We start from the raw sequence: 20,063 nt of genomic DNA on the forward strand, positions 1-20,063 counted from the left end.
ACTTCTTTCACAGATGGTTTCGGTCGGCCGGACGGAGGCACAAGCAGTCCGGCACCATCAAGCCTAACGGGTGTCCACTGCGACTTTCTCCCTGCAGGCGGATTTTCCGCTCCATTACAGCTGGCGCAGGAGCGCCTCCACACGCTCATCGACAGCTGCGAAAGGATCCTTGCAGAGGATTGTCTGCTGCGCGCGGTCGTTGAGCTTCAGATGGACCCAATCCACGGTGTAGTCCCGATTCGCTTCCTTTGCCCGACGCACGAACTCGCCGCGAAGACGCGCCCTCGTGGTCTGGGGCGGGACGTCGACCGCCTCCTTCACCGCTGTGTCATCGACCACGCGGGCGGCTTCCCCCCGAGCCTGCAGGAGGAAGAAGAGTCCACGGGCGCGGGAGATGTCGTGATAGGTCAGGTCGATCTGAGCGGCACGCGCCGAGTCCAGTCCCAGGCCCGAGCGGTTGAGGTAACGGTCCAGCAGCTTCTTCTTGATGGCCCAGTCGATCTCCGTGTCGATGCGCGAGGTGTCCTGCCGTTCGACGGCGTCGAGCGTGCGTTCCCACAGGTCGAGGACCAGCGGCACGTGGGCGTGGTGCGCCCCGTTGTCGTCGACGAACCTCCGCGCCCGGTCGAGGTACTCGCGCTGCATGTCCAGGGCGGAGACCTGCCGGCCGTTGGCGAGCTTCAGAAGCTGTGAGCCGGTGAGGTCATGGGAGATCTCGCGGATGTTGCGGATCGGATTCTCGAGCCGGAAGTCGCGCATGATGACGCCTGCCTCGACCATGCGGAGGATCAGGTCCACCGACCCGACCTTGAGCAGGGTGGTGGTCTCGGACATGTTCGAATCGCCCGCGATCACGTGGAGCCGGCGGTAGTGCTCGGCGTCCGCATGCGGTTCGTCGCGGGTGTTAATGATGGGCCGTGAACGGGTGGTGGCTGAAGAAATGCCCTCCCACAGGTGGTCCGCACGCTGGGAGAACGCGTAGATCGATCCGGTCTGGGTCTTGAGGACCTTTCCTGCACCGACCAGGAGTTGCCGCGTCACGAGAAACGGGATGAGGATGTCCGCGAGCCGCGCGAATTCGAGTTTCCGGGGGATCAGGTAGTTCTCGTGGCTGCCGTAGGAGTTGCCGGCCGAGTCGGTGTTGTTCTTGAAGAGATAGATGCTGCCGTTGTAACCCTCCTGTGCCAGCTTGCGCTGCGCCTCCGCCACCAGGTCCTCGAGGATCAGTTCGCCGGCGCGGTCGTGGGTGATCAGCTGCACCAGGTCATCGCACTCGGCCGTCGCATACTCCGGGTGGGAGCCGACGTCGAGGTACAGCCGAGAACCGTTGGTGAGGAAGACATTGGAGGAACGGCCCCAGCTGACCACCTTGCGGAAGAGATAACGGGCCACCTCTTCCGGGGAAAGCGGGCGGGAGTTCGGTCCGGAGTAGGAGATGCCGAACTCGGTTTCGATGCCGAAGATGCGCCGGTCCATCAGGTGCCCCCGCCGTTCGTCAGGATCCCTTCGAGCTCGGAGGCGGCGAGACGGCGGAACGCGCGGCGGCTTCCGCGCGTTGTCCCGGGATCCCGGTCGAGCACCGCAACCTCGAGCACGCCCGAGGTGAGCCGGTGCGAAGGCTGACCGGCGGCGCCGTCGTTCTGGAGCGAGGCGACACCCGCCCGGATCGCGTCGGGGAAGGTCAGGTCTTTCGACCAGCTGTCCCGCAGTGCATCGACCACGGCGTCGGCTGCGCCGCCGATGACCACCAGGCCGGTCTCGTCGGCGATCGAGCCGTCGAAGGTGAGCCGGTACAGATGGTCCCCGGCGGGTGTCTCCCCCACTTCCGCGACAACGAGTTCAACCTCGAAGGGCTTGCTCTCGGCAGTGAAGACGGCCCCGAGGCTCTGGGCGTATACGCTTGCCAGCCCCCTCGCTGTGACGTCCTCGCGTGCATAGGAGTACCCCCGTACGTCGGCGTACCGCACTCCCGCCTGGCGCAGGCTCTCGAACTCGTTGTACTTCCCCACCGCGGCGAACGCGATGCGGTCGTAGATCTCGCCCAGCTTGTGCAGGGACGGTGATGGATTCTCGGCGACGAGCGCTATTCCGTCGCGGCAGGCCATGACGATGACCGAGCGTCCCCTGCCGATTCCCTTCCGGGCGAAATCGGCCCGGTCCTTCATCAACTGTTCAGGCGAGACGTAGAACTGCTGCGTCATGGCTACGCTTCCCTTCCTGCGACCGACCTGCGGCCGATGATCCCCAGCGCTGCCTCTTCGAGCTCGCGCTCCGGCACCCTGCGCGCTCCAGCGCTGTTGACGGTGTAGATCACGGGCCAAAGTTGTCGGACGACGTCGGGGCCGCCGGTCGCCGAGTCGTCATCGGCCGCGTCATAGAGCGATTCGACGGCGACCTGAACGGCAGTCGTCTCATCCAGGTTGGGTTTCCACAGCTTCTTCAGGGCGCCCCTGGCAAAAACCGAGCCCGAACCGACGCTGTGGTGTTCCTGTTCCTCGTACCGGCCACCGGTCACGTCGAAGGAGAAAAGCCTTCCTTCCCTGCGCTCCGTATCGAACCCGGCAAGGAGAGGCACGACAGCGAGGCCCTGCAGCGCCATGGGGAGGTTCTGCCGCACCATGGCGGCCAGCCGGTTCGCCTTGCCGTCGAGGCTCATCCGGGTGCCCTCGATCTTCTCGTAGTGCTCCAGCTCGACCTGGAACAGCCGGGTGAGGTCAAGACCGATTCCGGCACTTCCGGCAATACCCAGGACGGAGAACAGGTCACCGGGGAAAACCTTCTCGATATGCCGGCTCGCGATGATGTTGCCCATGGTCGCACGGCGGTCTCCCGCCATCAGGACACCGCCGGAGAAGGTCATGGAGACGATCGTGGTGGCGTGCGGGGCGAGCCCGGCGGCGGTGCCGGCTGCCGGCGCGATGGTTCCGACGCTGCGGTTGGAGGGCAGCAGCTCGGGATGGTCGCGTCCGAGGTGGTCGGCGAACGACGTCGAGGCGGCGCGGGAAACTATTGCTGCTGCGTCTTCCGGGATCATCCGTTACTGGCCGCCCTTTTGCACGAAACCCCGTACGAACTCCTCCGCATTGGACTCCAGTACTCCGTCGATCTCGTCCAGCAGGTCATCGACGCCCTGGGTGTCGGCGCTTTCCTGCGCGCCGGCGGGAGCAGGCAGCGGCTCCGGCTGGGCGTCTTCCTGTTCCTCCGGCCGCGCGCCGGTGCTTCTGTGGTCCTGTGTCGCCATGATGGGTGTCCTTCGCCGGAGTGATTGTGCTGACTCCTATGGTGCCACGCGTGGTTCCGGGCCGCTCAACAATCGGGCCAGGAAATCCTCGGCGTCGGCCGCCTGTTCGAAAAGCTGTTCGGTGAGCGCCGCGGTCCCCCGCAGTGGTTCCCGGGTCTGAACCCGCTGGAGCCTCTCCTGGGAAGGGAGTTCGAAGATGATCGAGTCCCAGCTCGCCCCCACCACCTGCGCCGGAAACGTGGAGATACACTTCCCGCGGAAGTACGCGCGGGTATCCTGGGGAGGCTCGACGGCGGCCCTCTCCACCTCGGCCTGCCCCACGAGCAACTCCACATCCCCGCGCCGGGCCAGCCGGTGATAGATACCTTTGTCCGGCCGCAGGTCGGCATACTGCAGGTCGATCAGCCCGAGCCTCGCATCCCCCCACTCGAGCGAATCGCGATCGCGGTACGCCTGCAGCACCTTGAGCTTCGCGACCCAGTCCACCTGCCCGGCGGCGGCCATGGGATCGGTCCTCAGGACACCGAGAAGTCCTTCCCACCGCCGCAGCACATCGGCGGTCTGGGGGTCGGCGTCGGCGGCTTTCGCGGCAGCGGAGAAGTAGATCTCCTGCAGGTCGAGGCCGGTGATCCACCGGCCGTCGGCAAGCTCCACGGTTGCGGTGAGGGTGGGGTCGTGGCTGATGGCCTGGAGCGCACGCACCGGATCGGCAAGTTCGGGCAAGGGGGCCAGGCCGTGTTCGATGAGGGAAAGGACCAGCGCCGTCGTCCCCACCTTGAGGTAGTTGGACACCTCGTTGAGGTTCGCGTCTCCGATGATCACGTGGAGCCTGCGGTATTTTTCGGCGACCGCATGCGGTTCATCGCGGGTGTTGATGATGGGGCGTCGGACGGTGGTCTCCAGCCCGATCTCGTTCTCGAAGAAGTCGGCCCGCTGGGAGATCTGGTAACCGGGTGCCTGGTTCAGCGCTCCTATTCCCACACGCCCGGAACCGCACAGCACCTGCCGGGAAACGAAGAAGGGGATGAGAGACGCCGCGAGCTGGCCGAACGGCACCTTCCGCGGGACGAGATAATTCTCGTGCGAACCGTAGGAAACACTCTTGTTGTCGGTGTTGTTCTTGTAGAGGTGGACCGGCGAGAAACCCGGGGTCGAGGCGATCCGCCGCATGGCGGTGAGGGCGACATGGTCGCCTGCCCGGTCCCACAGCACGGCGTCGTGCGGGTTGGTGACTTCGGGCGAGGAATACTCCGGATGCGCATGGTCGACGTAGAGCCGGGCGCCGTTGTTGAGGACGAGGTTCATCAGGACGGCGCTGTCGGCGGATTCGTCGCGTTCGAGTGCTATCTGCTCGGCGGTCAGTACCGGCGCTTCGTCCGTGAGCTGGGTGGGGTGCGCCGCCGACCGGTCGAGCCGCCAGCCCCGCGCGTCGGCAAGAGGCGCCTCATCGGTGTAGTCCCATCGTGTGCCGGCCAGGTTGCCGAGGCCCTCCCGGAGCGTCGCGGCGTACGCGTTGACCACCTGGGAGGACAGAAGGGTCGGATTTGCCGAGGGCAGGCCGGGGGCGATGATGCCGTACTCGGTTTCCGTGCCCATGACCCGGTGCACGGTCACGCCGTCCGGGCCCTTCGGGAACGGTTTAGGAGTGCCGTCCCTCACAGATACTGACCGGTGTTCGCCGTCGTCTCGAGTGACTTGCCGGGCTCCTGGCCCGCCTTGCCCTGCACAATGGTCCGTATATAGGTGATGCGCTCCCCCTTCTTGCCTGAGATCCGTGCCCAATCATCGGGATTCGTGGTGTTCGGCATGTCCTCGTGCTCACGGAACTCGTCAACGACCGCACGCATCAGGTGCTCGATCCGGAGCCCCTTGCTGCCCTCGAGCAGCAGGTCCTTGATGGCGTATTTCTTTGCCCGGTCCACCACGTTCTGGATGACTGCCCCGGAGTTGAAATCCTTGAAGTAGAGCATCTCCGTGTCACCGTTCGCGTACGTGACTTCGAGGTACTCGTTGGATTTGTCCGTCGAGTACATCTTCTCGACGGTGCGCCGGATCATTTCCTCGATGGTGACCCGGGCATCACCGCCATGCTCGGCGAGATCATCGGCGTGCAGCGGCAGGCCGCCGGTGATGTACTTCGCGAAGATCTCCGCAGCCCCTTCGGCGTCGGGTCGTTGGATCTTGATCTTGACGTCGAGCCTGCCCGGCCGCAGGATGGCAGGGTCGATCATGTCCTCGCGGTTCGACGCGCCGATCACGATGACGTTCTCCAGCTTCTCGACGCCGTCGATCTCGCTGAGGAGCTGCGGGACGATGGTGGTCTCGACGTCGGAGGATACCCCGGTCCCGCGGGTGCGGAACAGCGATTCCATCTCGTCGAAGAACACCACCACCGGGCTGCCGTCCGACGCCTTCTCCCTGGCCCGTGCGAAGATCAGCCGGATGTGCCGCTCGGTCTCCCCCACGTACTTGTCGAGCAGCTCCGGTCCCTTGATGTTGAGGAAGTAGCTGCGGACCTGCTCCGACCCCGAGCGTTCCGCCGCACGCGCGGCGAGGGAATTGGCGACGGCCTTGGCGATCAGTGTCTTTCCGCAGCCGGGAGGACCGTATAGCAGGATGCCCTTCGGGGGCTTGAGCCCGTGTTCGCGGTACAGGTCGGGGTGGAGGAACGGGAGCTCGACGGCGTCGCGGATCTGCTCGATCTGCGGGCCCAGTCCCCCGATGTCCTCGTACGCGATGTCCGGTACCTCCTCGAGGACGAGGTTCTCCACCTCGCTACGCGGCACCTTCTCGAGGGCGAAGCCGGACTTCGTGTCCACGGCCAAGGCATCACCGACCCGGATCCGCTCTCCCTGCAGGTGCCCGTTGAGCCGAACGAGGCGCTCGTCGTCCATCCGCCCCACCACGAGCGCGCGGTCGGTCCCGAGGAGCTCCTTGACGGTGACCAGTTCCCCGGCCCGCTCGTAGCCGAGCGCGGCCACGATGGTCAGCGACTCGTTCAGCAGCACTTCCTGGCCCGGCGCGAGCTGGCGCACGTTGATGAGGGGGCTCACCGTGACCCGGAGCTTCCGTCCCGACTGGAGGATATCCGCGGTGTCCTGCACCGTTGCCTGCGTGGTGGTTCCCGGCTCGGCTGCCTGTTGCGTGTTGATCTGGATGACGGTGGCGAAACTGAAAGGTGCGGCACCTTCCTTCTCCAGGGCCGCCTTCAGCCGCACGATCTCGGTGCGTGCGGCCTCCAGGGCCGCCACCAGGCGGGAGTTGTTCGAGGTGGCCGAGGCGAGCTGGCGGTCGATATGGCGCAGCTTGTCGCGGAGGACATTGAGCTGGCGCTGGGTCATGGCGTTGTCGCCGTCATACACTGCCGGCTCCTGCGGCTGCCCCCCGGAAGGGGGAACGTGTTCTTCGGATTCCGCCATCGCGTATCGCCACCTTCGGTTCGGCACTGGGCTGTGTTTCGACCATAGCGCAGACCCGCCGTCCTACGCTTGCCCGGGCTGAGGGAGAGGGGCTGTCTCTGCTACGTCTGATCTCCGTCCTGCGGAGCGCCGTCGTCCGGGATTCCCTCCAGCAGCGCATCCCGCCGCGCCTGGGCCTCCTCGGCGGGCAGCGATCCCCGTTGGATGGTGGATGAGGCGTCCCTCGCAACCCTACGGAGGCGCTTGTCGGACACGTCCCGTTCACCGACGGCCTGCGGGGTCCAGGCATTCAGGTCCTCTTCGCTGAAGCCGGTCTTCGACGGTCGCCGCTTCGGAGTGAAGCCGACCGCGCCGGGCGCAAGACGCCGGGTGGTCAGGAGGAAGCCCGTGTGGGCCACCATGCGGTGGTCGGGACGGACGGCGAGGCCCTCGAGATGCCAGCCGCGGACCATCGACTCCCAGGCTTCCGGTTCGGTGAAACGGCCGTCGGCACGGATAGCCTCGGCAGTGCGGGACAGCTGCGTCACCGTTGCCACATAGCTCACCCACACTCCTCCTGCGGTGAGCACCGTTGCCACTGCGTCGAGGCATTCCCAGGGCGCCAGCATGTCCAGCACCACCCGGTCGACGGTTCCCGGAGCCTCCTCCTGGAGGACCTGTTCCTGGAAGTCTCCGAGGGAGATCTTCCAGGCCGGGTGCGGACCGCCGAAGATGGTTTCGACGTTGCCCTTGGCGATCTCAGCGAACTCCGGGCGCCGCTCGAACGAGTGGAGGGAACCGGTGTCCCCCACCGCACGCAGGAGGGAAATCGAGAGCGCACCCGAGCCGACGCCGGCCTCCACCACCCGGGCGCCCGGGAAGATGTCGCCCATGGTCACGATCTGCCCGGCGTCCTTGGGGTAGACCACAGCAGCGCCGCGGGGCATGGAGAGGACGAAGTCGGAAAGCAGCGGCCGCAGGGCCTGGTACAGCTGGCCCGTGGTGTTGGGAAGGATGGTGCCCTCGGGTTCGCCGATCAGGGTGTCGTGGAGAAGGAATCCCTTGTGCGTGTGGAACGCCCCTCCCGGAGTCAGGGTCACGGTGTTCATGCGCCCTTTTTCGTCAGTCAACTGGGCACGTTCTCCAGCGCGGAACGGGCCGCGCCTGCTTGCTGCGCCGTGCGCCTGTCCCGGGGAGCGGTGGTTCGCGGGTGTACTCATGGTGGAATTCCTTCGGGGGTTTCGGGGTGGCAGCGGAAGCGGAGGCGCGGGCCGCGGCGCCGTCGTCGCGCCGCGGGCCCGGAAGTCGGGGCTAGGGCCTGGAGCCGGGAGCCGATTTACCGGTGATGGCCTGGATCACGGTTCTCTGGTGGAGGAGGCCGGTCACCGAGCCGCGGCTGTCGATCACCGCGTACTCGTTTCCCTCGAGCCGCGCGAGGAACTGGACGAGTTCCTGTCCTTCCGCCCACTCGGGTACGTAGGCACCCGCAGGAAGGGCACGCGCCGTCGCACTGACCGGCGTCGCATCCGCTGCGGAGTCGGGAACGGACTCGAGGGCAACGGTGTCCACGACGGCCTCGGGCTGGCCGCTGGCTCCCGTCAGGACGATCGCCGACGCCGGCGTGTCACGGACGATCCGCCGCGCCTGCGCCACGGGGGTTCCGGCCGGCAGTCCTATTGCTGCCTGCTTCAGGCGGTTGGCACTGATATCGGGCAGCCGAAGCCGCATCCTGGCGTTGTCGATCGAGGCACTGGCTCCCATCCACAGGAAAGCGCCCATGACCACGGCAAGGATGATGAGCGTGAGGTCCGGTTGCCGGCCCTGCAGCAGGGGAATTCCGACGACGACGCCGAGCAGCACCACCACGAGCAGTCGGCCGGCCCAGCCGGCCGCCACGGTGCCCCGGTCCTGGCTCCCCGTTGCTTTCCACACGGCGGACTCGACCATGCGGCCGCCGTCGAGGGGAAGCCCGGGCAGCACATTGAAGATGGCAACGAGCAGGTTGGCCCAGACGAGGATCTCGGTGAGGAGGAACCACACGGTGCGGGGTTCCAGGGCGCCGAGGATCACCCACCCGAGGAGCGCAAGGATGAAGTTCGCAGCGGGGCCTGCCAGCGCCACGACCACCGAGCGGCCCGGTGAGCCCGAGAAGTGTTCGAACTGGGTATGGCCGCCCCACAGGTTGAGGACGATCCGCGCGGTGGGCCAGCCGAAGGCGCGCGCTGACAGTGCGTGGGCGAGTTCGTGGATCAGGACCGAGGCTGCGAGGAGCAGCGCATAGCCGAGCGCTACTGCGTAGGCTCCGGAACCGATCCCGGGGAACGTATCCTCGACCCTGGGTCCGAACAGGATCACGATGACAGCCGTGATGGCGAACCATGACCAGGCGAGGATCACCGGGATGCCGGCGATCCTTCCGAGGGAGACTCCGGGACTCCTGCCGGCTCTGGCCGTCCCCTTCGGGGTTGGATCGCCGCTCACCGGGAGGCCTGTGCGGCGAAGGGCGCGGCTCGGAGCAGGGACTCGAGATCCTGGACGGTCCTGCCCTGCAGCGTCGACCACTCGATGGAATGGGGGTTGGGCGGCAGCGGAACGAAGTGCGGCACGGCGACCGTCACCACTCCTGCTGCAAGGGCCGATGTGACTCCCGGCAGGGAGTCCTCGATCGCCACGACGCGCGACTTTTCGAGGCCGGTAATGCGGTGCTCGAGGAAGTTGTAGGCCTGTTGGTACGCTTCGGGATCCGGCTTCCCGCGGCCCACCATGTCGCCCGTGACCAGTTCGACGAACGTGCCGTCAGGAAGCTGGGAGGCAACCTCGGCGGCCAGCAGGCGTTCGGACATCGTCACCAGAACACAGGGCACGCCCATGGAGCGGAGCTCTTCGAGCAACTCGCGTGCGCCGGGCCGCCAGGGAACCTCGGACTTGACCTGTTCGGAGACCTCCCGGATCAGGTGGTCGATGATCTCCCGCACCGTCAGGTCGACGCCGGCGGCCTGCAGCATGCCCGCCGAGAATTCGAGGGCCTGGCCGACCAGCTGCTCGGCCTGTTCGGTGCTCCAGGTCCCGGAATGGTGTCGGACGAGATCCAATTCCGCTGCGATCCAGTACGGTTCCGTGTCCACGATGGTTCCATCCATGTCCCACAGGACGGCCTGGAGGAGACCGCCGCCCTGCGGCGTCGGTGCTGGGGAAATTCCCGCGGCTGTGCTGGACGGAACAGGTGTAGGCATGTCTCCAAGTCTACGGTGGCTGTCCTGTGCGTCCCGCATCGGGCCTTCGTCCCGGCCCCCGTCGCATCAGCTTTCGGCGAAGCGGCAGCGTAGCGACTGACAGCGGCGCGGGCCGAGGTTTAGGGTGAACACGTGGACACCTTCGACGACAGCACCCCAGGCGGCGTACGGGACCTCTTTCAGGATGCCGCCGAGCCGGACAAGCGTGTCACCATCATGCTCGCCGCCTTCGAGGGCTGGAACGACGCCGGCGAGGCCGCCAGCGACGCACTCAAGTACATGGGCCGCTTCTGGGGAAGCGAAAAGATCTCGACCATCGACGCCGACGAATTCTACGACTTCCAGTTCACCCGGCCCGTCATCAAACGCAACGGATCGGGGCAGCGGCGCATCAAATGGCCCAATACGAAGATCAGCAAGGCGTCCGTGCCGAACTCCAATCTGGACATCATCCTCGTTCACGGTGTCGAGCCCTCCTATAAGTGGCGCGCCTACACGGCGGAACTCGTGGCCTCGGCAAAGGAACTCGACGTCGACTGCATCGTCCTGGTGGGTGCGCTGCTGGCCGATGTTCCGCACACGCGGCCGATTCCCGTCACGGTGACCTCCGATGACGACCTCGTGAGGGAGAGCCTCGAGGTGGAACCATCCACTTATGAGGGCCCCATCGGGATCGTCGGAGTGCTCGCGGAGATGGGGCTGCTCGCCGACATCCCGACTTTGTCCTTGTGGGCCGCAGTGCCCCATTACGTGGGTCAGTCGCCGTCGCCCAAGGCCCAGTTGGCGCTGCTCAGCAAGCTCGAGGAAGTCCTCCAGGTGGGCGTGGAGACGCAGGCGCTGATCGAGGAATCGGAAGCCTGGGAACGCGGTGTGGATGAGCTGGCCACCGAGGATCCCGAGGTGGCGGCATATGTCCGGCAGCTCGAGGAGGCCAAGGACACCGTCGACCTCCCGGAAGCCAGCGGAGAGTCGATCGCACGCGAGTTCGAGCGTTACCTCAAGAAGCGGCGCCGCGAGTAGAAGCTGCGGATAACGGCTGTGGGTAACAGTTAGAGCCGCACACCGAGCAGGGCGTCCAGGGCGGCGACGAGCTGGCCCTGTGCCTCCGGGTCGGCTGCTTCCTCGTCCTCGAGATGTTCGCCCGCACGTGAAGCCCAGCCGTCCACGACGGCAAGTGCACCAGGGGCGTCGAGGTCGGATGCCATCGCACTGCGGATGTCCATGACGACCTCCTTCACGTCCGTCGGCGTCACGGCTGCCAGTGCCGAGCGCCAGCGGCCCAACCGCTCGACGGCCTGCTGCAGGACGGCGTCGGTCCAGGACCAGTCCGTCCGGTAGTGGAAGCTCAGGATCGCCAGCCGGATGGCGGCCGGATCCACGCCGTCGCGCCGCAGAGCGGAAACGAGCACCAGGTTGCCCCGGGACTTACTCATCTTGCCGCCGTCGTACCCCACCATTCCGGCATGCGCGTAGTGGCGTGCAAGCGGCTTGTCGCTGCTCGCCCAGGCATGGCCGGCACTCATCTCATGATGGGGGAAGACCAGGTCGGATCCACCGCCCTGCACGGTGAACGGCGAGGGAAGAAACCGTTGGGCGATCACCGCGCACTCGATGTGCCAGCCCGGCCGTCCGCTGCCGAGCAGCCCGCCGTGCCAGGCGGGTTCGCCGTGCCTGGCCTGGCGCCAAAGCAGCGGATCGAGCCGGTTGCGCTTGCCGGGGCGGTCGGGGTCGCCACCCCGCTCCGCCGAGAGCGGGAGCATCTGCTCCTCGGAGAGGTGGGACACCTGGCCGAGGAACCAGCGGTCGGCATCCTCCGGGGAAAGCGCGGCGGCGGCGTCGAGGGAAAAGTAAATGTCGCCGTCGGGCTCCGTCGCGTTGCCCTCGACGGCGTAGGCGAGGCCGCGGTGCACGAGGGTTTCGACGACGGGGACGATCCAGTCGATGGACTCGACGGCACCGATGTAGGAATCGGGAGGCAGGACGTTCAGTGCAGCCATGTCGGTCCGGAAGAGCTCGATCTGCTGCTCGGCCAGCTCCCGCCAGTCCACCCCGGTGGCCGTAGCCCGCTCGAGCAGGGGATCATCCACGTCGGTGACGTTCTGGACGTAGCTCACTGTGGAGCCGCTGTCCCGCCAGGTGCGGTTGAGGAGGTCGAAGGCGACATAGGTGGACGCGTGGCCCAGGTGTGTCGCATCGTACGGGGTGATGCCGCAGACGTAGAGGCTCGCCGCCGGTTCCGCGGGAAGTTCCACTATTTTTCCCTGGGCGGTGTCGAACAGTTCGATCCTCGACTGGCTACCGGCAACATCAGGGACAGGGCTCAGGTTCCACGCAATCACTTCCCTAGCTTACGTCGGCCCGTCAGGCGTTGATGACGTTGAAGCTCAGCAGGGCGTAGAGAGCGAGCCCGAGGAGAACGCGGTACCAGACGAACACGCTGTAGCTGCGGGTAGAAACGAAGCGCAGGAACCAGCCGATGATGGCGAATCCCACCACGAAGGCGATTCCCGTTGCGAGTGCCGTCTCCCCCAGGCCGAAGGGCCCCGGCGTGCCGACGCTCTTGGCGAGCTGGTAGAAGCCGCTGGCGAACACGGCGGGGATGGCCAGCAGGAACGAATAACGTGCTGCCGCCTCCCTGGTGTAGCCCATCAGGAGTCCGGCGGTGATCGTTCCGCCGGAGCGTGACACCCCGGGAATGAGGGCGAGCGCCTGCGCGAAACCGTAGAGGATGCCGTGCCGGTAGGTGAGCTGACCGAGGTCCCTTGTCTGCTTTCCTACCGCATCCGCGACTGCCAGGATCAGACCGAAGACGATCAGGGTGGTCGCCACGATCCAGAGGCTGCGGAACGCACCTTCGATCTGGTTCTGGAACAGCAACCCGAGCACGCCGATGGGGATGCTGCCGAGGATCACCAGCCACCCCATGCGCACGTCCGGGTCGTTCCGAGGCACCGACCCCCTCAGGGAACCGAACCATGCCCTGAGGATCCGGACGATGTCCCGCCAGAAGAACACGACGACCGCGGCCTCGGTTCCCAGTTGGGTGATCGCGGTGAAGGCGGCTCCGGGATCCTGGGCATTGGGAAGGAGCTCACCCACGATGCGGAGGTGGGCACTCGAGGAGATGGGCAGGAATTCAGTAAGCCCCTGGACGAATCCGAGGACGACAGCTTCGATCCAATTCACTCTTACGACCTTAGAGCAACCTTTTCCGCCCAGGCTTTAGGCTTGCACTATGCAACGGCGAAACGTGGGATCGAGCGGCCTGTCCGTGTCGGCGCTTGGACTCGGGACCATGAACTGGGGCCGTGAGGTGGAGGAAGAGGCCGCGCGGGAGCAGTTGAGGCTCTTCACCGAAGCCGGGGGCACCCTGATTGAATCGGCGGCCGGGTACGGCGAGGGTCAGGCGGAAGCGATGCTGGGCAGTTTCATCGGCGACACGGTGGCCCGTTCGGAAATAGTGCTGGCCGTCCAGGGCGGCTCACCGCGAAGTGGAACCGGAAGCGTCGATACCTCCCGCCGGGGCCTGCTGGATTCACTCGACGCCTCGTTGACGCTGCTCGGCACCGACTCCGTCGACCTGTGGCTCGCCCCCGCCTGCGACGCCTCCGTGCCGCTGCACGAAACACTGAGCGCCCTTGAACATGCCTATACCTCCGGACGTGCCCGGTACGTCGGGGCCTCCAACCATTCGGGCTGGGAGTTTGCGCGCCTCGCTGCGTCGGCGGGCTTCCCTCTGGTTGCCAACGAGGTCGAGTACTCGCTCGTGAACCGCCGGGTGGAATCCGAGGCTGTTCCAGCCGCCGCGGCCTTCGATGCGGGGATCCTCGCCTGGGCGCCGCTGGGGCGGGGGGTCCTCACCGGAAAATACCGGGGCCGTCTGCCGTCGGATTCACGAGGCGCCTCCGAGGTCTGGGCGCCCTACGTCGATTCCTACCTGACCGGTCGGCCGCAGCGGATCATCGAAGCCCTCTGCACCGCGTCGAAGGGCCTGGACTTGCAGCCCCACGAACTGGCACTGCGGTGGCTGCTTCACCGACCGGGCGTCTCTTCGGTGATCCTGGGCGCAAGGACTCCCCACCAGCTGAAGGAGCTCCTGCAGACGAACCTCCAGGCCATTCCGCAGACTATTGCGGATGTTCTCGACGAAGTATCGGTCCCTACGGCGTAGCCCGCTCGCCCTGGGTGATGCGCTCGTCGTCGTCGGACTCGTCGTCCGATTCATCGTCGTCCGATTCGTCGTCGGACTCCTCATAGATCTCCAGCGGGGTCACTTCGCCGTATGCGTCGTAAAGGACTTCCTCATAGACTTCGAACGCATCGGCGATCGCCAGGTACGCGGCCTCAACGGCCGGATCGTCCTCCCGCCGCCGTGATGCCGACGCCGCGAGGTGCTCCTCGAGTGATGTGACGAGGGCCTGGAGCGCGACACGCGGATCTATGCTCATGCACTAGACGTTATAGGTAAAGTGATCAGAATTGGAGGGATATGAAAGAACAATTTCTGAATTCCACTACCGTCCGCGGGCGCGATTTCAGCCGCCAGTACGAGTACCTGGTCGTGACGATCAATCCCGGCGAACCGTTGCCGGCCACGCGCAAACTGATCACCGAACACGCCGAATACGGCAAGTGGGAACTCGAGCGCAGCTGCATCTACACCAGCGGGAGCAGGCGCTTCTGGTTGAGGCGTAAAGTCCTCCGGGTCGAACGCACCCTGGATTCCCAGTAGAGCCTCAGTAGGTGGTCAAGAGGCGTGTAAGCACTCTCGCGCCGAAACGCAACGAGTCGGCGGGCACGCGTTCGTCGACACCGTGGAACATGCCTGTGAAGTCCAGCTCGTCGGGCAGCTGCAGCGGTGCAAAACCGTAGCCGGTGATACCGAGACGGCTCAGCGACTTGTTGTCGGTACCGCCCGACAGCGTATAGGGGAGCACCTTCGCCCCCGGGTCCTGGCTGTGCAGGGCATCAATCATCGAGTCCACCAGATTGCCGGAGAAGGGCACCTCGAGGGAGACATCCTTGTGCGCGTAGGAGACGTCCACTCCTTCCCCTGCCAGTGCGCGCACGATCTCGAGGACCTGGTCCTGCTGGCCGGGAAGGGTCCGGACGTCCACCATGGCCTCGGCCGTGCCCGGAATCACGTTGTGCTTGTAGCCACTCTTGAGCATTGTGGGGTTCGACGTGTTCTGCAGGGTTGCGCCGACGAAGCGCGCTACCGTGCCGAGTTCGGCGAGCAGGACTTCCGGGTGGTCGGGGTCGAACTCGACGCCGGTGAGTTCGGTGACGCCGTCGAGGAACTGGCGCGTGGTGGGAGTCAGCTCGATGGGCCAGGAGTAGTCGCCGATCTTCGAGACCGCCCGGGCAAGGCGAGTCACTGCATTGTCGGTATTGATCTGGGAGCCGTGTCCTGCCCGGCCGTGCGCCACCAGCCGAAGCCAGGAGATCCCTTTCTCCGCCGTCTGCAGGAGATAGGTGCGCTGGCCTCCAATGGTGGAGGAGAACCCGCCCACCTCCGAGATTGCTTCGGTGGCACCTTCGAAGAGCTCCGGCTTGTTGTCCACGAGCCAGGATGCGCCGTAGTTGCCTCCGGCCTCCTCATCGGCGAAAAAGCCGAAAATGAGGTCCCGTTTGGGCTTGATGCCGTTCCGCTTCATGTGTCGGAGAACCGAGAGAATCATGGCGTCCATGTCCTTCATGTCCACAGCGCCGCGGCCCCAGATGAGACCGTCCTTCTCCTCACCGCCGAAGGGGTCGACGGACCAGTCCTCCTTCTGGGCGGGAACGACGTCCAGGTGTCCGTGCACCACCAGTGCGGGCAGCGAGGAGTCGCTGCCTTCCATGCGGGCAAGGACCGATGCCCGCCCGGGAGCCGCCTCGAAGGTCTGTGTCGCGAGGCCCACCTCCTCGATGAGCGCGGCGGTGTACTCGGCTGCGACCCGTTCCCCCGGCCCCGCGTTGTCGCCGAAGTTCGAGGTATCGATGCGGATGAGTTCCTGGCAGATTCGTACAACTTCGTCTTCGGGCATGATGCTCATACTGCGTCCTCCTGGCTTGTGGGGTGCCCGTCCAGCCTACCGAGTCGCCGTCGTGCGGCTGTGCTTTTGCGGCCGCGTCCCCTGCTTCGGTTGCCGGTCGAACTCCTCGATTCAAACCACAGGGCTAACTCGTGTTAGAGTTTTTCTCGTTGCTTTCGACGGTTTCTGACCGCGGAACCACCACCTGCGCGGGTGGCGGAATGGCAGACGCGCTAGCTTGAGGTGCTAGTCCTTTAACGAGGGTGGGGGTTCAAGTCCCCCTCCGCGCACAATAAAAACCCCGGTTCGCCGGGGTTTTTTTGTGTCTCCGATTCCGCATAGGCTGGCACGATGATTCCGCTCACCACGGCTCCCCCGCCGGATCCGGTTGTGGTCGACGTCGTTTCGGACGGCACTCCGTGGTGGGATGTGGTGGGAGCTCTCGGACCGTTCGCCATCCTCCTCACGGCGATCATCACCGGTTATTTCGCCTGGCAGAATGTCAAGGACCGCCGGAAAGCCGACCAGCGATCCCAGTGGTGGACACGGGCGGAATGGGCGCTGGATGCGTCGATGTCCGACGATTTCCACCGCCAGGAACTCGGGCTCGGTGTACTGGAACTGCTCGCTGAGAGTGAGCTCGCCGGCCCTGAGGAGCTGTCGGTCCTCGAAGTGGCGTGGGCGGAACCGCTGCATCCCCTGGGAAGCGTGGACGGCATTGACGAGGTGCGGGACAATGGAACGACGACCACGAAGGAGGTTGACGATGAGCGCGACGTCACCGATGAGCCAGAAGAACGAGACAGCTGGCCAGCACGCATCCGCCGCAGTATCGCGTTCCGGTTCACAGGAGCGGGTCCGGATCAGGGCAGCCCGCCTTCGGATGACGACCGACCGGAAGCTCGGGAAGCCGACACCTGACTGGGTTCGGCTACTGGCCAAAAAGCCGCTCTAGAAGATTCCCGACGGCACCAGGTCCTCGTCTCCCGCCTCCGTCGTCGGGATTTCCGCCTGTGCCCGCGGCAGGCCTGTGATGCGAAGGACGAGTAATGACGCACATGGCGGATCCGAGGGTGGACAGGTACATCGCCGAACTACCGGGTTGGCAGCAAATCCTCTGCCAGGAGTTGCGGGCCCTGATCCATGCGGCTGATCCTGAGGTGTCCGAGACCATCAAGCGAACCGACCGCCCGTACTTCGTGCTCGATGGGAACGTCTGCGCACTTCTGGCCGCGAAGGATCACGTCAACCTGTTTCTTTATGATGGTGCGATCGTCCCCGATCCGGACCACATCATCACGGGCGGTCAGAACAACAAGACCGCCCGGACGATCGCATTCCGCGACGGTGATCCGATCAACGTCCCTGCTGTGTCGGCGATGCTTCGGCAGATCATCGCCAACAACCGTGCAGGCGGGTGGCGCCGGTTGAAATGAAGTGTGCCCACGCCGGCCTCCGACGTCATCGACCACGCCGCATGACGGCCACGCTGCGACTACGGGGCGCCACAGGCATTTGGGCCCTAGAAGGCGGCGACGACCTCGACCGTGGCGGATCTCTTGCTCACTTCGGTGAACGGAACGGCCGAGGTCAGGATGCTGTAGGTCCCCGGCGCCGCAGCAGCCGGGACGTCCAGCCAGGTGGTGTAGCGGCCGTCTGTGTCGACGGTGACGAAAGTGTCCTCCATCGGTGGACTGTCCGTCTGGTACGGAGCGAAGGTAATCTGCAGCTGCTCTCCGGGGACATACCCGGATCCCGTGACCTTCCAGGATCGTCCTGCGATCCAGATGGACCATTCGGGCGTCACCGGGGCACTGAACGCGACGGACGGCGAGCTGCCCGGGTACGGGGACGTATCGGACGGCAGCTGGGTATCGACAGGTGACGGCGGAACCGGGACTGCTGCCGGTGGCTCCTGTACTTCCGCAGGTGCTGGTGAAGGTTCACCGGATTCGCCCGATGGCTCGGCCGGGAGCGGCGCGGGGTCAGCCGAAGGCGTAACCGAAGGCGCAACCGAAGGCTGAACCGGTGGCGCGGGAGAAGGTGCGGCAGAAGGTGCGGCAGAAGACTCCGACGGTGTCGTGCTCTCCTCGCTGGGCGTGGCGGTTCTGTCGCCGGCGTTCTCCGCGGATGCACAACCGCCAAGAAGAAGTGCGCTGACGGAGAGTGCCATGAGGAGTCGCTTGTTCAATGGATCAACCTGTTCTGCTGTGGGGCTGAAGTGAGTTCTGAGCCTGATGAGTCGCACTCTACAACCAGAACGGCCAGGAGGAGTCCTTTTTCGATCACGGTCTGACAACGCAATTCCGGAAATGCCCGTACCCTCGGAGCAGCTGCTTTCCTGGGGCGGAATCCTGCGGGGTAGCACGATTGGATAGCCGTCCCGGCCTTCGAGGGGTAGAACATACTCATGACCACAACACCCCTGGTGCTCGGGCCCATGCTGCGGTACGTCGACGAAACGTCGGCGAGCATCTGGGTGGAGACCGGAGAAGCCGCGTCCGTCGTCGTCCGAAGCGGCCATGAGTCCTGGACTGCGCGCACGTTCGCCGTCCACGGCCACCACTACGCCCTCGTCGAAGTGACCGGGCTTCAGCCGGGCAGCGGAACCGCCTACACCGTCGAGATCGACGGTCGTCAGGTCTGGCCGGACCTGTCCCAGGGCCCCGAGCTGACGTTTCCCGCGTCGGTCATTACGACGCGCGCCGAGGGCGAGCCCCTGCGGTTGGCCTTCGGGTCATGTCGCACCAGCATCCCCCACACCAAGGAAGGCAACCGGACCCACGGCGTCGATGCGATGCGCGCCTACGCGCTTTCCATGGCGGACGACGCCGCATTCCCGAGGCCGGATCTGATCCTGTTCCTCGGCGACCAGGTCTATGCCGATTCCACCAGCAAGGAGATGCAGCAGTTCATTGCGGCACGCCGGGACATCAGGGAAGATCCGGGGGCCGAGCTCAAGGACTACGAGGAGTATGCCCACCTGTACAGCCTTGCCTGGTCCGACAATGCGAACCGCTGGTTGCTGTCCACCCTCCCCAGCGCCATGATCTTCGATGACCATGACATCCGCGATGACTGGAATGCCTCGACGAGCTGGAAGCAGGAGATGGAAGCCACCTCCTGGTGGCAGGACCGGATCGTCGCGGGCCTGGCGTCCTACTGGGTGTACCAGCACCTCGGCAACCTGTCACCTGAGCGGCGCGCCGAGGACGAGATCTGGCAGCGGATCGTCAACCACCACGACGACGACGAGCTGGATCTGAGCGAGGAGCTCGACGCTTTCGCGGACCGCGCCGACAAGGACCCCGCGAGCTATCGGTGGAGCTATTTCCGGGACTTCGATGACACCCGCCTGATCGTGGTGGACTCCCGCGTAGCCCGCGTGCTCACCCCCGATGCACGTGCCCTGCTGAACGAGGAGGAGACGGCGTGGCTCGACAGCAAGATGGTGGGCGGCTTCCGCCATCTGCTGGTCGGCACCTCACTACCGTTCCTGCTGCCCCTCGGGCTGCACCATATCGAGTCCTGGGACGAGGCCCTCGCGCAGGGTGCCTGGGGAAAGGCGGGCGCACTGCTGGGAGAGAAGCTGCGGCAGGGCATGGATCTCGAGCACTGGGCCGCCTTCCAGAACAGTTTCCATGACGTGGCGCTGATGGCTACGGAGGTGGCGGACGGCAAGCGTGGCCCGGCACCCGAGACGGTCACCTTCCTCTCGGGAGACGTGCACTTCTCCTACGTCTCCGAGGTGGATCGGCCTTCGGGCAGCCGCATCCTCCAGGCGGTCTGCTCCCCTATCCGTAACCCGCTTCCCCGGCTCCTGCGCTCCTCCACCGCGATCCTCTCCTATGGGTTCGCCGCACCGGTCGGAGCACTCGTGGCGCGCTCCGTCAAGGTCCCCGACCCGCCGTTCCGCTGGCGCAACATCCGGGGACCGTGGTTCGACAACAACCTGGCCGGGCTCGAGGGCGGGCCGGAAGGGCTCCGGCTGTGGTGGCAGACGGGGACCGTCGACGACGGCGACCACCTCCACCCCCGGCTTGAAGAAGTGGCGGCCATGACTGTGCCGCCGCGTCGGACGAGGAAGGATGAGCCGGGAGGGGAAGTGGTGCCGGAGGCGGCCCTCCGGGATCGCAGGACTGCATGGGCGCGGAGAGGAAGGCGACAATAGGAA

20 protein-coding genes and 1 tRNA gene are annotated in these 20,063 nt (G+C 65.6%); 7 read left to right on the top strand and 14 right to left on the bottom strand.

Annotated features, from left to right (window positions below; translation table 11 throughout):
- Positions 1–114: 114 nt before the first annotated feature.
- The 9 genes from pafA to IWX75_RS13555 all read right to left on the bottom strand — a co-directional run bounded on the left by pafA (position 115) and on the right by IWX75_RS13555 (position 9,872).
- Entirely contained in the window at positions 115–1,476 is a 1,362-nt protein-coding gene (gene pafA, locus IWX75_RS13515; RefSeq protein WP_196822771.1) for a Pup--protein ligase, read from the bottom strand.
- Positions 1,476–2,201, bottom strand: coding sequence for a proteasome subunit alpha (prcA, locus tag IWX75_RS13520; protein ID WP_196822772.1), 726 nt, complete (start codon positions 2,199–2,201; stop codon positions 1,476–1,478). The genes pafA and prcA overlap by 1 nt, the downstream gene beginning before the upstream one ends.
- A 2-nt stretch (positions 2,202–2,203) precedes the next feature.
- Positions 2,204–3,031, bottom strand: coding sequence for a proteasome subunit beta (prcB, locus tag IWX75_RS13525; RefSeq protein WP_442858988.1), 828 nt, complete (start codon positions 3,029–3,031; stop codon positions 2,204–2,206).
- A gap of 6 nt (positions 3,032–3,037) precedes the next feature.
- Entirely contained in the window at positions 3,038–3,241 is a 204-nt protein-coding gene (locus IWX75_RS13530; protein ID WP_196822774.1) for a ubiquitin-like protein Pup, read from the bottom strand.
- Between the two features lie 36 nt (positions 3,242–3,277).
- Positions 3,278–4,837, bottom strand: a complete 1,560-nt coding sequence (gene dop, locus IWX75_RS13535) for a depupylase/deamidase Dop (protein WP_334684360.1) — start codon at positions 4,835–4,837, stop codon at positions 3,278–3,280.
- A 59-nt stretch (positions 4,838–4,896) separates the two neighbouring features.
- Positions 4,897–6,660: a proteasome ATPase gene (gene arc, locus IWX75_RS13540; RefSeq protein ID WP_196822775.1), complete on the bottom strand. Its 1,764-nt coding sequence runs from the start codon at positions 6,658–6,660 to the stop codon at positions 4,897–4,899.
- Positions 6,661–6,761: 101 nt separating this feature from the next.
- On the bottom strand, positions 6,762–7,859 hold the full coding sequence (locus IWX75_RS13545; RefSeq protein WP_196822776.1) for a tRNA (adenine-N1)-methyltransferase: 1,098 nt from the start codon (positions 7,857–7,859) through the stop codon (positions 6,762–6,764).
- A gap of 91 nt (positions 7,860–7,950) precedes the next feature.
- Positions 7,951–9,120 (bottom strand): site-2 protease family protein, encoded by a 1,170-nt coding sequence (locus IWX75_RS13550; RefSeq protein ID WP_196822777.1) that lies wholly within the window; start codon positions 9,118–9,120, stop codon positions 7,951–7,953.
- Positions 9,117–9,872, bottom strand: coding sequence for an HAD family hydrolase (locus IWX75_RS13555; RefSeq protein ID WP_196822778.1), 756 nt, complete (start codon positions 9,870–9,872; stop codon positions 9,117–9,119). Before IWX75_RS13555 ends, IWX75_RS13550 begins: the two co-directional genes overlap by 4 nt.
- 132 nt (positions 9,873–10,004) lie before the next feature.
- On the opposite strand from IWX75_RS13555, the gene IWX75_RS13560 reads away from it, so the two are divergent.
- Positions 10,005–10,892, top strand: coding sequence for a PAC2 family protein (locus IWX75_RS13560; protein ID WP_334684348.1), 888 nt, complete (start codon positions 10,005–10,007; stop codon positions 10,890–10,892).
- A 29-nt stretch (positions 10,893–10,921) separates the two neighbouring features.
- On the opposite strand, the gene mshC is transcribed toward IWX75_RS13560, so the two are convergent.
- Together mshC and IWX75_RS13570 are read right to left on the bottom strand one after the other, a co-directional pair.
- Positions 10,922–12,211 carry a cysteine--1-D-myo-inosityl 2-amino-2-deoxy-alpha-D-glucopyranoside ligase gene (gene mshC / locus IWX75_RS13565; RefSeq protein WP_196822779.1) on the bottom strand — a complete coding sequence of 430 codons (1,290 nt, stop codon included), beginning with the start codon at positions 12,209–12,211 and terminating at the stop codon, positions 10,922–10,924.
- A 22-nt stretch (positions 12,212–12,233) separates the two neighbouring features.
- The gene (locus IWX75_RS13570) at positions 12,234–13,058 is read right to left on the bottom strand and encodes an undecaprenyl-diphosphate phosphatase (protein ID WP_196822780.1); all 825 of its coding nucleotides are present in this window, start codon (positions 13,056–13,058) and stop codon (positions 12,234–12,236) included.
- 49 nt (positions 13,059–13,107) lie between these two features.
- Between IWX75_RS13570 and IWX75_RS13575 the strand changes: the two genes are divergently transcribed.
- Complete coding sequence (locus IWX75_RS13575) at positions 13,108–14,043, top strand: aldo/keto reductase (RefSeq protein ID WP_196822781.1); 936 nt, start codon at positions 13,108–13,110, stop codon at positions 14,041–14,043.
- On the opposite strand, the gene IWX75_RS13580 is transcribed toward IWX75_RS13575, so the two are convergent.
- Positions 14,033–14,320: a hypothetical protein gene (locus tag IWX75_RS13580; protein ID WP_196822782.1), complete on the bottom strand. Its 288-nt coding sequence runs from the start codon at positions 14,318–14,320 to the stop codon at positions 14,033–14,035. The two genes, IWX75_RS13575 and IWX75_RS13580, sit on opposite strands and share 11 nt — an antisense overlap.
- Before the next feature lie 41 nt (positions 14,321–14,361).
- On the opposite strand from IWX75_RS13580, the gene IWX75_RS13585 reads away from it, so the two are divergent.
- Complete coding sequence (locus tag IWX75_RS13585) at positions 14,362–14,604, top strand: DUF5703 family protein (protein ID WP_196822783.1); 243 nt, start codon at positions 14,362–14,364, stop codon at positions 14,602–14,604.
- Positions 14,605–14,608: 4 nt separating this feature from the next.
- Here the strand turns inward: IWX75_RS13585 and IWX75_RS13590 are convergent, their stop codons facing one another.
- Positions 14,609–15,910 (bottom strand): M20/M25/M40 family metallo-hydrolase, encoded by a 1,302-nt coding sequence (locus IWX75_RS13590; RefSeq protein ID WP_196822784.1) that lies wholly within the window; start codon positions 15,908–15,910, stop codon positions 14,609–14,611.
- Positions 15,911–16,096: 186 nt separating this feature from the next.
- Between IWX75_RS13590 and IWX75_RS13595 the strand changes: the two genes are divergently transcribed.
- The 3 genes from IWX75_RS13595 to IWX75_RS13605 all read left to right on the top strand — a co-directional run bounded on the left by IWX75_RS13595 (position 16,097) and on the right by IWX75_RS13605 (position 17,325).
- Positions 16,097–16,179 (top strand) — tRNA-Leu (locus IWX75_RS13595).
- 61 nt (positions 16,180–16,240) lie between these two features.
- Positions 16,241–16,810 carry a hypothetical protein gene (locus IWX75_RS13600; protein ID WP_196822785.1) on the top strand — a complete coding sequence of 190 codons (570 nt, stop codon included), beginning with the start codon at positions 16,241–16,243 and terminating at the stop codon, positions 16,808–16,810.
- 128 nt (positions 16,811–16,938) lie between these two features.
- Positions 16,939–17,325 (top strand): DUF1801 domain-containing protein, encoded by a 387-nt coding sequence (locus IWX75_RS13605; protein WP_196822786.1) that lies wholly within the window; start codon positions 16,939–16,941, stop codon positions 17,323–17,325.
- Positions 17,326–17,411: 86 nt separating this feature from the next.
- Here the strand turns inward: IWX75_RS13605 and IWX75_RS13610 are convergent, their stop codons facing one another.
- The gene (locus IWX75_RS13610; RefSeq protein WP_196822787.1) at positions 17,412–18,080 is read right to left on the bottom strand and encodes a hypothetical protein; all 669 of its coding nucleotides are present in this window, start codon (positions 18,078–18,080) and stop codon (positions 17,412–17,414) included.
- A 219-nt stretch (positions 18,081–18,299) separates the two neighbouring features.
- Between IWX75_RS13610 and IWX75_RS13615 the strand changes: the two genes are divergently transcribed.
- On the top strand, positions 18,300–20,060 hold the full coding sequence (locus tag IWX75_RS13615) for an alkaline phosphatase D family protein (protein ID WP_196822788.1): 1,761 nt from the start codon (positions 18,300–18,302) through the stop codon (positions 20,058–20,060).
- The last annotated feature ends 3 nt before the right edge of the window (positions 20,061–20,063 follow it).

Origin of the sequence: Arthrobacter sp. CAN_A6 (assembly GCF_015751715.1) — a bacterium.
Taxonomy (GTDB): domain Bacteria; phylum Actinomycetota; class Actinomycetes; order Actinomycetales; family Micrococcaceae; genus Arthrobacter_D.

Excerpts from the sequence above, each read along its gene's own strand:
- pafA (WP_196822771.1), bottom strand. The coding sequence starts at position 1,476 with ATGGACCGGCGCATCTTCGGCATCGAAACCGAGTTCGGCATCTCCTAC.
- prcA (WP_196822772.1), bottom strand. The coding sequence starts at position 2,201 with ATGACGCAGCAGTTCTACGTCTCGCCTGAACAGTTGATGAAGGACCGG.
- IWX75_RS13530 (WP_196822774.1), bottom strand. The coding sequence starts at position 3,241 with ATGGCGACACAGGACCACAGAAGCACCGGCGCGCGGCCGGAGGAACAG.
- dop (WP_334684360.1), bottom strand. The coding sequence starts at position 4,837 with ATGGGCACGGAAACCGAGTACGGCATCATCGCCCCCGGCCTGCCCTCG.
- arc (WP_196822775.1), bottom strand. The coding sequence starts at position 6,660 with ATGGCGGAATCCGAAGAACACGTTCCCCCTTCCGGGGGGCAGCCGCAG.
- IWX75_RS13545 (WP_196822776.1), bottom strand. The coding sequence starts at position 7,859 with ATGAGTACACCCGCGAACCACCGCTCCCCGGGACAGGCGCACGGCGCA.
- IWX75_RS13555 (WP_196822778.1), bottom strand. The coding sequence starts at position 9,872 with ATGCCTACACCTGTTCCGTCCAGCACAGCCGCGGGAATTTCCCCAGCA.
- IWX75_RS13575 (WP_196822781.1), top strand. The coding sequence starts at position 13,108 with ATGCAACGGCGAAACGTGGGATCGAGCGGCCTGTCCGTGTCGGCGCTT.
- IWX75_RS13580 (WP_196822782.1), bottom strand. The coding sequence starts at position 14,320 with ATGAGCATAGATCCGCGTGTCGCGCTCCAGGCCCTCGTCACATCACTC.
- IWX75_RS13585 (WP_196822783.1), top strand. The coding sequence starts at position 14,362 with ATGAAAGAACAATTTCTGAATTCCACTACCGTCCGCGGGCGCGATTTC.
- IWX75_RS13590 (WP_196822784.1), bottom strand. The coding sequence starts at position 15,910 with ATGAGCATCATGCCCGAAGACGAAGTTGTACGAATCTGCCAGGAACTC.
- IWX75_RS13600 (WP_196822785.1), top strand. The coding sequence starts at position 16,241 with ATGATTCCGCTCACCACGGCTCCCCCGCCGGATCCGGTTGTGGTCGAC.
- IWX75_RS13605 (WP_196822786.1), top strand. The coding sequence starts at position 16,939 with ATGACGCACATGGCGGATCCGAGGGTGGACAGGTACATCGCCGAACTA.
- IWX75_RS13615 (WP_196822788.1), top strand. The coding sequence starts at position 18,300 with ATGACCACAACACCCCTGGTGCTCGGGCCCATGCTGCGGTACGTCGAC.